This window comes from Chitinophagaceae bacterium, from assembly GCA_016710165.1.
GTDB lineage: Bacteria > Bacteroidota > Bacteroidia > Chitinophagales > Chitinophagaceae > Ferruginibacter.
Genome location: JADJLJ010000002.1, coordinates 272704 through 287405, shown reverse-complemented (window position 1 = coordinate 287405; position 14702 = coordinate 272704). Strand labels below are relative to the sequence as shown.

At 46.1% G+C, this 14702-nt stretch carries 8 protein-coding genes; 5 read left to right on the top strand and 3 right to left on the bottom strand.

The window, feature by feature from the left end:
- Positions 1–25: 25 nt before the first annotated feature.
- From IPJ02_11660 to gyrB, 3 genes are all read right to left on the bottom strand, one after another.
- Positions 26–2725: a PKD domain-containing protein gene (locus tag IPJ02_11660; GenBank protein ID MBK7376184.1), complete on the bottom strand. Its 2700-nt coding sequence runs from the start codon at positions 2723–2725 to the stop codon at positions 26–28.
- 105 nt (positions 2726–2830) lie between these two features.
- A complete protein-coding gene (locus IPJ02_11655) occupies positions 2831–3031 on the bottom strand; it encodes a hypothetical protein (GenBank protein ID MBK7376183.1) in 201 nt (66 codons plus the stop codon).
- A gap of 113 nt (positions 3032–3144) precedes the next feature.
- Positions 3145–5124 carry a DNA topoisomerase (ATP-hydrolyzing) subunit B gene (gene gyrB, locus IPJ02_11650; protein ID MBK7376182.1) on the bottom strand — a complete coding sequence of 660 codons (1980 nt, stop codon included), beginning with the start codon at positions 5122–5124 and terminating at the stop codon, positions 3145–3147.
- 257 nt (positions 5125–5381) lie between these two features.
- On the opposite strand from gyrB, the gene IPJ02_11645 reads away from it, so the two are divergent.
- From IPJ02_11645 to IPJ02_11625, 5 genes are all read left to right on the top strand, one after another.
- Positions 5382–6320: a helix-turn-helix transcriptional regulator gene (locus tag IPJ02_11645; protein ID MBK7376181.1), complete on the top strand. Its 939-nt coding sequence runs from the start codon at positions 5382–5384 to the stop codon at positions 6318–6320.
- Between the two features lie 179 nt (positions 6321–6499).
- Positions 6500–8572: a TonB-dependent receptor gene (locus tag IPJ02_11640; GenBank protein MBK7376180.1), complete on the top strand. Its 2073-nt coding sequence runs from the start codon at positions 6500–6502 to the stop codon at positions 8570–8572.
- Positions 8573–8596: 24 nt separating this feature from the next.
- Positions 8597–9661, top strand: a complete 1065-nt coding sequence (locus IPJ02_11635; GenBank protein ID MBK7376179.1) for an HmuY family protein — start codon at positions 8597–8599, stop codon at positions 9659–9661.
- 128 nt (positions 9662–9789) lie between these two features.
- A complete protein-coding gene (locus tag IPJ02_11630; GenBank protein ID MBK7376178.1) occupies positions 9790–10728 on the top strand; it encodes a hypothetical protein in 939 nt (312 codons plus the stop codon).
- Positions 10729–11252: 524 nt separating this feature from the next.
- Positions 11253–14699, top strand: a complete 3447-nt coding sequence (locus IPJ02_11625; protein MBK7376177.1) for an isoleucine--tRNA ligase — start codon at positions 11253–11255, stop codon at positions 14697–14699.
- Positions 14700–14702 lie beyond the last annotated feature (3 nt).

Below are 14702 nucleotides of genomic sequence, written 5' to 3'. Positions count from 1 at the left end.
AAAATAATATTTTTCAGGAGATTCTTTAACGGATCAATACAAAACTTTGCTTTTTATTTATTTTATTACCGCGAAAATCTGTCCCGCCGGCGATGACCACAAACACACCGGTTTCCTGTTTTTTACCTTTCCAGGACCCATCCCATCCCTTCCGGTGATCGGTTGTATAAAATACCTGTTCACCATAACGGTTGAAAATTGCCAGGTGGTGAAACTGTTGCAGTCCTACCGGTATTCCCCTGAAAACATCATTCAGGCCGTCCCCATTTGGCGTAAAGGCATTGGGCAGGTAAATATCCGGGCCCTTGTAAATTTTTACGGTGATGTCATCATATGATTCGCAGCCCTGCGGCGTGAATCCTTTTACGGTATAGGTTTGTGTACCATTGAGAACAGCAACCGGGTTGGCAACATTTGGGTTGTTTAAACCGGTAGCGGGGGTCCAGGTATAATTGACGCCGCCCGTTGCCTGTAACTGAATGGGTTGCCCCGCTGCGGCTATGGTATCGTTTCCGGCAAATACATTTGTACTGTAGATGATAATATTCTTGCTGATGGTACCGGATAAACATCCATTGGAGGATACGGCTGCAAGGCTTACGGAAAAAACACCCGCTGTACTGTATGTATGTTGTGAAACAGCGCCAATACCGGTACCTCCATCGCCATAATTCCATCTCCATTCTGTGATACCGGTTCCATTCAGATCAGTTCCGGTGAAATCAACCGGGGCCCCTTTGCAGGCATTGCTGAAGTTCATACTTACGACCGGCCTGGGGTTTATTGTAAATGTTTTGAATACCGTATCGCTTTTGCAACCGGTTATATTGCTTGCCACCAATCCAACGGTTTGTATGCCGGCAGGAAATAGTTGCAATGGATTTTGCTGGTTGCTGAAGACCGTTCCATTATGTATCCAGTTCCACTCCGTGACCGTTCCGCCGCCGATGCTGGAGGAATCGCTGAACTGAACGGCCACATTATCGCAGAGCGGGCTGCTGTATCCAAAATTAGCGATGGCATTCTGCGATACGTTGATCGTCTGTATCAAGGTATCTGAAATACAACCACGTGAATTGGTCACCACCAGTTTTATGGTAACAGGCCCGCTGGCTGTGTAAGTAACCGTTGGATTTTGCTGGGTAGAGAATTGCCCGTTGCCAAGGTCCCACCACCAGTTGGTAAGGGCAATACCATCGGTGGTGTAGGATGAATCCTGCAAAACAGTCGGGATATCCGAACAGATGAACTGGTCTTTGATGGCGGCGTGGGGTTTATCGGCAACGAAGACATTTTTAATTTTTGATCCCAGACAATCAACATTCCCACTTGATGTTGCCATGAATACCACGCCATGATTACCTGCAGTAGTGAACGTATATGTTGCGTTTTGAGTGCGGATGGTAGTAGTATCGGGAGGGAAACGCCAAAACCAGTGAGTAATAGGATGACTGCTTGAAGTTACTGTTCCAAAAAACTGCATCGGTGATCCCAAACATACAGAATCGGTAAACGTAAAATCAATTACAGGTTGTGAATACATAGGTACTATCTTGACTAAAGTATCCGACTCACAACCTTCCAGTGATTTAACCACCAGTTTAACGATCTTATTCCCGGCGGTAAGATAATTTGTACTGGGGTTTTGAACAGTTGAAGTTTGTCCATTATCAAAATCCCAATACCAGTTATTTACCGTACCAACCGCTGCATAGGATGAATCACTGAATTGTGTGGATGGAAAAGGCGGCATGGGGATACAGTGGTAGGAATTACCAAATTTTGCCACCGGTTTACTGCCAATGGTAACCTGTTGCGTATTTGTTGCTTCGCAACCATCAGCTCCTATTACTCTTTGTATAACTGTGTAAACCCCTGCCACTGTATAAGTATGCACGGGGTTCAGGTTAACCGAATCGATCGGGCTGCCGTCACCAAAATCCCAGTAAAATTTTGCTATGACTGTAAAAGAAATGGTTGAATCGTAAAAGGTAATGGGTTCATTCACACATCTCCGCTGGCCAGGGGAAAAATGAAAGTATGGATTCAATGCCGTTTTGAACTGCTGCAGGTTGAACTCCCCACCGGTGCTTCCGGTAAAACCCCAGAATACCATCGGGTCGCCGGAGAGGATATCGGTCACAAAATCCTTTACCGCAGTTACCCGCTGCACCCCATCCACGTAGGCCGTAATGGTTTTGGTGGGTGCATCCCAAACGATACGAAGGGCATGCCACTGGCCGTCCTCCATATTATCGTTGCCATTGATGGCCTGGATGGGGCCGGCAATATTATTCACACTCGTATGATTGAGCACCCCGTTGAGTTGAATGGCAATATGGTCGTAGGCCGGATCATTATCACCACCATTCTGGTACGTATCGAGGGTGATGCCCACGGCCGGGGTTATCCCTTCGTAGCCAAGTCCGCTGCCCGCTGTTCCCACACTGGTGCTGATGGGCTGTAATACAAAGGCAATTCCATCGGCGCCGGGACTGTTATTATTTCCCAGGAAGACGTCGAACTTAAAATCGAAGGAATTGGAAAGGTTTATTTTGTTATTGTTCCATACCGAACCGGTAAGGAAGGTTGCCTCCTGTGTAAGGCGGTATTGATTGCAGGAAACCTGCTGGGCATTCCCGTTAACGGTGTACTGGGCTGTACTATACTGGCTGAAGATTACCAGCAATAACAGGGATACACCTATTTTATTTACCGTTTTCATTGCAGCATAAAAGTACTTCTAATTTAAGCAAGCGGCAGGTTTTACCCGATAAAAAAGGTCATCCGCCTTCCGGCGGATGACCTATAATAATTTTAACACCAGGATCTACCAGGCTTTCTTTGCCACCCCGTTCTTAACGGCTTCCAAAGCAGTTGCTTCGTTCAGCATAGTGGTCATTTTATTGCCTTTGCCGTCGTGCCCCTGGGCCATATACCCCCCACGGGCTGTTTTGGTTATTACTGCATCCTGCATCGGAACATTCTTTTCCTTTGTCTTCATGCAATAAGCGGTTAACATTTTTGACATTTTCTTGAATTTATGGTTAGTAAAATGGGTTGAAGCAGTAAACTTCAGGTTACAAGCTACTGAAAATATTGGTTTTTGCAAAAATGACCCCTCTACGGGCAGGGAACGGACTTTTACACATCGATCCTGGCATAGCGGGCATGGGTCTCAATAAACTCCCTGCGGGGCGGAACCTCATCACCCATCAGCATGCTGAAAACACGGTCGGCTTCTGCGGCACTTTCCAATGCTACCTGTTTCAATGTGCGGGTAGCAGGGTTCATGGTTGTTTCCCAAAGCTGCTCGGCGTTCATCTCTCCCAAACCTTTATAGCGTTGGATGGTCACACTCTCGTCTTTTCCCTGGCCGATCTGGGTTACCAGTGCTTTTCTTTCTTCGTCATTCCATGCATACTCCTGTTCTTTACCTTTTTTAACAAGGTAAAGAGGTGGTTGTGCGATGTATACGAACCCCTGCTCCACCAGTTCTTTCATATACCGGAAGATAAAGGTCAATATCAATGTGGCAATATGGCTTCCGTCCACATCGGCATCGGTCATGATGATCAGTTTGTGATAGCGCAGTTTGGATGTATCCAGCGCTTTGGGATCTTCCGGTGTTCCGATCTTCACACCCAGTGCGGTGAACATGTTCCGTATCTCTTCATTGTCATATATCTTATGTTCCATTGCTTTTTCCACGTTCAGTATTTTACCACGAAGGGGTAAAATGGCCTGGAAACTCCTGTCCCGGCCCTGTTTGGCTGTTCCTCCTGCCGAATCTCCTTCCACCAGGAACAATTCGCATTTGCCGGGGTCTTTATCACTGCAGTCTGCCAGTTTACCCGGTAAGCCGCCGCCGGTCAATACACTTTTACGCTGTACCATTTCCCTTGCCTTACGGGCTGCTGCACGCGCTTGTGCGGCCAGTATCACTTTTTGAATAATGGTCTTTGCTTCTTTGGGATTCTCTTCCAGGTATGCTTCCAGTACACGGCTTAAGGTGGAATCCACCACACCCATTACTTCATTATTTCCCAGTTTTGTTTTTGTCTGCCCTTCAAACTGCGGCTCCGGTACCTTTACGGAGATGATGGCAGATAATCCTTCGCGGAAATCATCGCCTTCAATTTCCACTTTGGCCTTTGCAAACATGTCCTGCTTTTCGCCATAGCTTTTAAATACCCGGGTGATGCTGCGGCGGAAACCGGCCACATGCGTACCGCCTTCAATGGTGTTGATATTATTTACATAGCTGAAAATATGCTCCTGGTACCCGGCATTATACATCATGGCAACCTCTACCATTACATTGCTTGACGCGTCAAGCCCTTCGCAATAGATCGCCTGGGGGATCAACGGCAACCGGTTGGCATTTTTATCTATCGATTGTACAAACTCCACGATCCCTCCCTCGCTGTAGAACGTCTTGCTGTAATGCTTCCCTTCTTCATCTTTCTCCCGCAGATCGTTCAGGATGATATTTATTTTCCGGTTCAGGAAAGCAAGTTCCCGCAACCTTCCTTCCAGGATATCTTTGTTGTAAACCGTAACAGAGAATATAGAAGCATCCGGCCAGAAGTGTACGGTTGTACCCCGGGTATCGGCTGTACCGATCTCCCGCACCGGGTATTGAGGAACACCGATCGCATATTCCTGTTCATACATTTTGCCATCTCTTCTTACGGTTACATGCAGTTTAGAGCTGAGTGCGTTCACACAACTTACACCCACACCATGCAAACCGCCCGAGACCTTATAGGAATCCTTATCAAATTTACCACCGGCATGAAGCACCGTCATGACCACTTCCAGGGCACTGCGTTTTTCTTTGGTATGCATGGCAGTAGGTATACCACGGCCATCGTCCTGAACAGAGATGGAATTATCTTCATGAATGGTTACAATGATGTTCTTACAATGACCGGCCAGGGCCTCATCGATGGAGTTGTCCACCACCTCGTAAACCAAGTGATGCAGACCCTTGTTGCCAATATCGCCAATGTACATGGCAGGACGTTTGCGGACTGCTTCCAGGCCTTCCAGAACCTGGATACTGTCGGCCCCATAACCACTGGTAGCGGGGGTCGGGATTGCTGCTGTTTCTGTGCTCATAAAATCGTTCTCGATCTCTTTTTAGATGTAAAATTCACATTCGTGCAAATGTACGAAAAAGCAGGGGTTTCAGGCAATAACCGGTGGTTTATTTTACCCGTTTTTTTACACAGATTATACCGGTTTTTTAAACAGGCACCCCCGCTGTTTTGCCAGCTAAAAAATACCCTGCAGGATCGCCAAAAAACCGGAAATCCTTAACAACTCACGGATTCACTGTTTAAACATTCTTCCGTACCTTTGTGCTGAAATCTTCAATGAGCCACCAAACAGACATATTGAGCATTGCACACCGGGAACCTCTTTTGCATGAGGACCTGGATGTATTGCTGCATGTTGACCGCATGGTACCCGGTTCGGTGCACTACTCCATTAAGCGCTACCGGAAACTGCCGCAATGGAATATTGATGATACCGGCATCCTGGTTTATCATGTTGAAAAGAACAACCCCGCCGCCAATTACCTGGAACTGAATTTCTGTGTAAGCGGCAATGTGTACTGCCGGCAAAAGCAAACCGAATGCGATTTCTGTAAATTCAACAGCAGCAAAAGCTGTGTGGAAAAGGCAGACAGTGTGGATGTGGTCAGTTTCAGTTTTAAACCGGCCTACCTGACCCAGTTCACCAACAACAGTTCACAAACGGGGTTAACAGAAGAGGTCCTTTCCTTCCGGCATAAAACATCCTTCTCCAAACAACTGCCCCTGTGTGGCAAAACAAGAACCGCCATTGAAGCATTGCTGAATCATACGTATACCGACACAAGAGAGAATATCTTCATCAATGCCCAAACCCAGATCCTGCTGCTGTACAGCATGGATTGCATGCTGGGTGAGGATAAAGAAACCGGATTCACCTGTAAATTCCTGCAGAATGCCGAAGACAGGGAAAAGATCATCAAGGCACGGGAAGTTTTATTGCAACATATCGGCGAGCCCATCACCATCAAGGCACTCAGCCGCAAGGTTGCCATCAACGAATGTTATTTAAAGAAAGGCTTCAAAGAGATCTTCGGTACAACCATCTTTGATTTTTACCAGGGACAGCGCATGGAGCATGCCAAATACCTGCTTTACGACAAAGGCCTGAGCGTAACAGAAGTTTCTATGCTGCTGGGCTATTCTTCCATCTCGCATTTTTCCACCGCTTTTAAGAAACACACAGGTATCAAGCCTTGTGAACTATTGCTGCACTAAGGAACTCTTTTTTATTTAATAACGCATGACGCCCGTCATGCCGGGCTTTGATCATCATCACTGGCTGTGTCATCGCAGGGTAAAACATTGCCTGTTTCCTTCTCATTTTCACATGATGACAATTCTGTGATAATGCTCTACTGCGGTGAAAATAGTTTTGCGGTATAAAATTATTTGCAATGAAGAAACTAACCATGATCACTGCCGCCCTGGTTACTACGGCAACGATCAGTGCACAGAACAAACCAACTGCAGACACGGGTTGGTATTCAAAAGACCTTTCAGAAGTGATCATTACCGGTCAATACAAGCCGCAATCCGTAAAAAAATCTGTTTACCAGGTCCGGGTGATCACTAATGAACGCATCAGGCTGAGCGGTGCAACCAATGTACAGCAGGTGTTGAACAACCAGGTGGGATTCCGCTTTTCAAACGACAATACCCTGGGCACTACCGATGTTCAGCTGATGGGCATGAGCGGCCGTAATGTAAAGATCTTACTGGATGGTGTGCCTATGATCGACCGGGGCGATACCCGGGAGAGCCTGAATCAGGTAGACATCAACAGCATTGAACGGATCGAGATCGTGGAAGGACCTATGTCGGTAATATTCGGTTCAGATGCATTGGCCGGTGTTATCAATATCATCACCAAAAAAAGTATAAAAGATGATCTTTCGGTTTCTGCAAAAGTGCAGGAAGAAACTGCCGGCGGTGAATATCATCCCTTCAGTTACAAAGGCGTTCACCTGCAGAACCTGAATGTGGGTTATAAGAAAAATGACTGGACCGTATCCCTGTGTGGCACCCACAACGATCTTGACGGATATGGCGGCGATGCATTTGGAAGGGGCAAAACATGGAAACCAAAAGAACAGTGGATGGGCAATGCAAGGATCGGGTACGGCAAAGGGCCGTTCAGTATTTATTACAGAACAGACATTCTGAATGAGGACATCAGGAGCCGTGGCGCCATCAACTACAACAATTACAAGGCAATTGACCAGCAATACATCACCGGTCGTTTTTCGCACCAGCTGCAGGGTAGTTATAACTTTAATAAGAAACTGCAGTTGGCAGGAATTTTAAGCTATACCGATTATAAAAGAAGAACCAAAACAACCCTTCATGATTTTGAAAAAGGTACGGACGAATTAACCGCCGGGCCCGGGGAACAGGATGTTGCCAAGTTCAACAGCTTTGTTTTCAGAACCAGCGTACTTTACCAGGTATCCCCGGTACTGACCCTGCAGACGGGTATTGATATCAACCGGGAAGGAGCCAGCGGCGAACGGATATCCGGCAGCCCGATGATCACCGATTATGCTGCATTCATTTCTGCGGAGCTGAAGCCAACCAGCCGGCTAAACATCCGGCCTGGATTACGCTTCATAAAAAATTCGGTGTATGATGCCCCGCCTGTTATTCCTTCCATCAACAGCAAGATCATTCTTACCAAAAACCTCGACCTCAGGCTGGCCTATGCATACGGATTCCGTTCACCGGCACTGAGGGAATTGTATTTTGATTTTGTGGATGTAAACCACAACATCGTTGGCAACCCCAACCTCAGGGCCGAATATTCAAACAGCTTCAATGGTTCGGTCAGCTGGACAGGAGTTCCGGTAAATAATATTGCATACAGCGCTACATTGGGCGGATTCTTCAACGATTTCAACAACCAGATCGATTTTGCATTATCAGCTTCCGGCAACAACCAGTACAGCTATTTCAATGTAAACAAGGCCAAAACAACCGGCCTGACTCTGGAGAGCAAACTGTCCTGGAAGAAACTGGATGCCGCTGCAGGATTCTCTTACATCGGCTTTTACCGCAAACTGTACGATGACAAGGATTATATAAAGATCGACAGCAAAGAATATTTATGGAGCCCCGAACTGACTGCTTCTGTAAGCTATGCAGCCGATAAGATCAAAACCAAATTCAGTCTTTTCTATAAGTATACCGGCAGCAGGCCCCAATACATTACCGGCACAACCACTACGGGCCAGGATGCACTGTACATAGCCAAAACAGCAGCATACCACCTGGCAGATCTTACCGCGAACACCACCGTCAACAAATACATCACGGTTACGGCAGGTGTAAAAAATATTTTCGACGTAAACAATGTGAATAATACGGCAGCCTCTTCCGGCAGCATCCATAATTCAGCCGGCGCCGTGGCGATCAGCTATGGCCGGTCTTACTTTATCGGATTGAACCTGCAATGGAACAGGAAACAGAAATAATTAACGAGGACAAAAAAACATTTTATGAACCAGTTTAAAAAAATAGTACTAGCCGCAACGCTAACCGGATTCTTTTCAGCCTGTAAAAAAGACAACGACCCCATCATTGCAGTTCCTACATCTTCCGGGGCAACGGTTCAATTAAATGGCATTGCTGCCGCAGAGCCGGGCAGTGCTGCAGGCAACTCGGTTTATGTTGACCTGTCGGCCGAAAAACAAACACCCGTATTACGTTCAGGATGGGACCTTGGTTTTTATTGCGGAAACAATTTCAGGGTTGTTTTGAACCACAACACGGCTGCAGGCGCCAGGGTTTTAACCAGTAACGACCTGGCGGCTGTTGGCGCTGCCGACACGATCGGTCTTACACTTAGCACCAGTCAAACCAACCCGCTGCCGGAACATCTGGCCTATTTCGACAACATTGCCGGAGATATTACCAAAACGGTCATTCCGGAAGTATCTGAAACAGATGCAGAGAACAAAGTGATCATTTTGAACCGGGGTACCGGGGGCGGCATTGCCGCAAGGCCCTGGGTAAAACTGAGGGTATTGCGCAATGTCTCGGGCGGATACACACTTCAGTATGCCGGCATACAGGAGACCAGTTTTAAAACATTGATCGTTGCCAAAGATGCCAACCGGCATTTTAAATTCATCTCTTTTGAGAACGGGATCGTGGATGCACAGCCGGAAAAGGAAAACTGGGACCTGGTATGGAGCTATTCGGTCTTTGAAACCAATTTTGGTGCGGGCCAGGTACCCTATAATTTTTCTGACCTGATCGCCATCAATCACCTGGCGGGCGTTACAGTAGCCACCAAAATATATGCAGATGCAACTACGGCTTCAGCCGCCTATGCAGCTTTCAATAAAGACAGTGTTGCCAATGCAACATTTTCAGCCAACCGTTGGGCGATCGGCAGCAACTGGAGGAGTACACAGCCTGCCATCGGTGCACGGCAGGACCGGTTTTACATTATCAGGGATCCCCGCGGGAATCACTATAAGTTAAAATGCATTGACATGGGCGTAAATGACGGCGGAACAAGGGGTAAGCCCCGGTTCAGGTACAGCCTGGTAAATTGATCAGAAATCTAACGAGTTTGAAGCTGCCTGAATAAAACGGGCAGCTTTTTCTTTTTGCGTAAGCATCATTACCGATTGTGTAAACGCCGCCTTCCTATAATGGTTTCTTTTGCGTCAAATTATAAAACATGATAAAAAAGATAACCTGCCTGGCATTTTTAGCTGCCGTTGTACAAACTACGGTTGCCCAAACCCCCGACAAAAACATCAATAAACTGTGCGGATGCTTTGAAGTGGAATTCAAATATGCTGAAACCTTCTCTCCGGATGCAAACTATAAATTTCATGAAAAGGAAATAATAAATGGCGGACTGGAATATGTATTCCCGGTGGAGGCCAGTGATAAAAGAATTGTTCTGCAGCATTTACTGGTCATCACCGATTCGATGATCATCAAACACTGGCGGGAAGACTGGACCTACGAGAACCCCGTGATCTGGAAATACAATGGCAATAAGACATGGACAAAAGAAAATCAAAAGCCGGAAGCAGTTAAAGGAAGGTGGACACAATCCATCTGGGAGGTGAGTGATGAACCCCGCTACCAGGGCAGCAGTGAATGGATCAATGCCAACGGGGAAACTTTCTGGCTGAACACAACAGATGCCCCCCTGCCACGGCGTGAATACTCGGTAAGAAGTGATTACAATATCCTGAACAGAACCAACCGCATTGTGGTAACCGGCAATGGCTATACCCATATACAGGATAACAAAAAGATCATCCGGGAGCATGGGTTTGATAAATTACTGGTAGAGGAAAAAGGAATAAACAATTATGTAAGAAAAAATGTTGCCGCATGCGCCGCCGCAAAAGCATGGTGGGAAAAGAATAAGTTGTACTGGGAAAAAGTACGAAGCATCTGGGAAGAGAAGATCGCCGGTATCTCCAGCATCAAATTAGAAACAAAAGTGAACAATAAAGTTTTACACGAATACCTGATGGCTCAGGCGCAGGAATATGCTGAAAGAAAAATTCCAACTGCTGAACTCGATAACAAGATCAAAGCATATATTGATATGTTCTTAAATGCCGGAAAAACCAGGGAAGCGGCCGCTAAACCATAAGAAGAAATAGCATCAACTAAAAACGGCATCCTTTAATAGAGGATGCCGTTTTTTTGGGGGTTACCTGTTCGTTGCAATTTCAGTTCATCTGCTTGTGATCAGATATTGTTGGTTTTTTAAAGGATATCATTTCTGCAACAACCACGCAACACAGGACTGAATATTTAAAACGGGACACTTAACTGGCTGAGTATTATCTTAAAGTAAGACGGGAATAAGACTATTCCCGTCTTTTACCCTAATAAAACCCTAAACCAGCAAAACTCTTTATCATATTTTTTCAGATATTTTTAAGGATATTCTCGGTTTGGTAAAAAGCCAATACTATGCCAAAACCCCAGACTGTGGATAACTAGGGCTGGAATTTAGTCCTGCTGCGGCTTTCACTACGAATCCCCTAGTATAAATACTACAATTCCCGGCATATTTTAATAGAATCAATAATGCAAACCCGGTGCGAATGAACCCCTCTATTTTCCTACCTTTGCACACCTATTATACTTACAGATTGAAGAAAGAATTATATGAGTGTTAAATACACAGAATACCAGCAACTTAACCTCCCTTCCATCGGCGAAGAGATCCTGGAAAAGTGGAAAAAGGAAAAAACCTTTGAGAAGAGTGTGGAGTTCCGGGAGGGAAAAACGCCTTTTGTTTTTTATGAGGGCCCCCCGAGCGCCAATGGCATGCCCGGTATTCACCACGTCATTTCCAGAACATTGAAGGACCTGGTTTGCCGGTATAAGACCATGCAGGGTTTCCAGGTGAAACGAAAAGGCGGCTGGGACACCCATGGGCTGCCTATTGAACTGGGTGTTGAGAAGGAACTTGGAATTACCAAAGAAGATATAGGCGTTAAAATTTCTGTAGAAGATTACAATAAAAAATGCCGGGAAGTGGTGATGCGGTTTAAAGACAAGTGGGATGATATCACCCAAAAGATGGGCTACTGGGTTGACCTGAATAACCCCTATGTGACCTTTGAGAATAATTATATTGAAACACTTTGGTGGTGTTTAAGTGAATTATATAAGAAAGGATACCTCTACGAAAGTGTAAGCATTCAGCCTTACTCACCAGCTGCTGGTACAGGTTTAAGCAGCCATGAACTGAATCAGCCTGGAACATATAAAGATGTGAAGGATACCAGTGCGGTGGCGATGTTCCGCCTCCCAAACCCCTCCAAAGGAGGGGCTAATGAGCACCCGGCTATTTCTAAAATGTTTTCTGCAATTGCAGAGTCTAAAGCCCCTTCTCCCCCTGGAGAACGGGTTGGGGATGAGGTCTTCTTCCTGGCCTGGACCACTACTCCGTGGACATTACCTTCAAACCTTGGTTTAACTGTTGGGCCAAATATTGATTATGTTTTAGTTCAAACATTTAATCCCTATACTCATTTACCTATCAATGTTATTCTTGCCAAAGCGCTGATTGGGAAATATTTTAAAGCGGAAGCTGAGAATGGTGATTTTGAAAATTATAACGCTGAAATAAAACTGATCCCCTGGAAGATATTGACTGAATTCAAGGGAAAAGACATAGAAGGGGCAGTATACGAACAACTCCTCCCTTCCGATGCAAATACGTTAGAGAAGATACAGGAGATAACCCCCGGTGCAGCGCCTTTCCGGGTTGTACCTGGTGATTTTGTTACCACCGAAGATGGCACCGGCATCGTTCATACGGCCCCGGCCTTTGGCGCAGATGACTTCCGGGTTGGAAAGAAAAATAACCTGGGTATTTTAACCCTGGTTGACAAACAAGGAAAGTTTGTGGATGGTGTTGGTGAATTCAGCGGCCGCTACGTAAAGAACTATAAAGATGAAAAGGATTATGTGGATGTGAATGTGGACATCGCCGTAAAACTGAAAAAAGAGAACCGGGCCTTTAAAGTAGAAAAATACGAACACAATTACCCTCATTGCTGGCGTACCGATAAGCCCATCATTTATTACCCGCTGGATGCCTGGTTCATTAAGACCACGGCAGCCAAAGACCGGATGGTGGAACTGAACAATACCATCAACTGGAAACCAGCAAGTACCGGCACCGGCCGCTTTGGCAACTGGCTGGAGAACATGGTGGACTGGAACCTGAGCCGCAGCCGTTTTTGGGGTACCCCACTGCCCATCTGGAAAACAGAGGACGGGGAAGAAGAAAAATGCATCGGAAGTATTGAAGAACTGAATAATGAAATAAAAAAAGCCGCCGGCGTATTGGGTGGTGAAACCAATAAACATTACCTGCATGAAGGGATCCTTGATCTGCACAAACCCTATGTAGATGATATCACTTTAGTAAGCGATTCGGGCAAACCAATGAAAAGGGTTCCCGACCTGATCGATGTTTGGTTCGACAGCGGCGCTATGCCCTACGCACAATGGGGATTGGATATGGCCAAAGTAAATGCAGGCAACCCCTTCCCCTTTGGGAAAGGTTGGGATGGGGCTTTTCCGGCAGATTTTATCGCTGAAGGGGTTGACCAGACAAGGGGTTGGTTCTATACCTTGCATGCGTTGGGTGTGTTGTTGTTTGACAGCGTGGCTTATAAAACGGTGGTGAGCAATGGCCTGGTGCTGGATAAGAACGGCAACAAAATGAGCAAACGCCTTGGCAACGTAGTAGATCCGTTTGCAACCATCAATAGTTTCGGCGCCGATGCCACCCGCTGGTACCTCATCACCAATGCATCGCCCTGGGACAGTCTGAAATTTGATGCAGAAGGCATCAAAGAAGTGCAACGCAAGTTCTTTGGAACCCTCTATAATACTTACCAGTTCTTTGCTTTGTATGCGAACGTGGATGGTTTTTCATTTAAAGAAAATTACATCCCGGTAAAAGACAGGCCCGAAATTGACCAGTGGATATTATCATCCCTGAATTCGCTGATCAAAGATGTACAACAGAATTTTGATGAGTACGAGCCCACCCAGGCCGGGCGTGCCATCGAAGATTTCGTAGACGCCCATTTGAGCAACTGGTATGTACGGCTTTGCCGCCGCAGGTTCTGGAAAGGTGAATACGAACACGACAAGATCTGTGCATACCAGACCTTATATGAATGCCTGGAAACACTGAGCAAACTGATGGCCCCCGTTGCACCGTTCTTTGCCGACTGGTTATTCAACAACCTGAATGCGGTGTCTAATCGGTTCACCAATGAGTCTGTGCATCATACGGATTTTCCCAAAGCCAATGATGCGGTAATTGATACCGACCTGGAAAAAAGAATGCAACTGGCACAGGATATCTCTTCGCTGATATTATCCCTGCGCAAGAAAGTTAATATCAAGGTACGGCAGCCCCTGCAAAAGGTTTTTATCCCGGCGCTGGATTCAACCATGGCCGACCGGATAAAAAAGGTGGAAGACATCATCAAGGCCGAAACCAATGTCAAGGAAGTGGATATACTGGGTGCCGAAAATGATTTTATAAAGAAAAAAGCCAAAGCCAATTTCAAGACCCTGGGTAAAAAACTGGGACCAAAAATGAAATGGGCGGCAGAACAGATCTCCGGATTCGATAATAGTACCATTGATAAAGCCCTGGAGGGTGAGTATATGCTTAACCCCGGGTATGAAGCAGGCGGCGAGGAGCCCATCATCATTACCGCAGAAGATATGGAGGTATCCACCGATGACATTCCGGGTTATGAAGTAGCCGTAAAAGGACAGTTGACAGTAGCTTTAGATATAACAATTACCGGTGATCTGAGAAAAGAAGGTGAAGCCCGGGAATTTGTGAACCGCATCCAAAACATACGCAAAGACAATGGTTTTAACCTCACCGACCGGATAGACGTTTCTGTGTTGGAAAATGGGGGGCTGCAACCCTCATTAATTCAATATAAAGACTATATTTGCGCCGAAATTCTGGCTGATTCACTGGCATTTTTACCGGCCCTGGATACCGGTATTGAAATTGAAGTGAACGACATATCATTAAAAGTGAACGTACTTAAAAAAGGATAATAG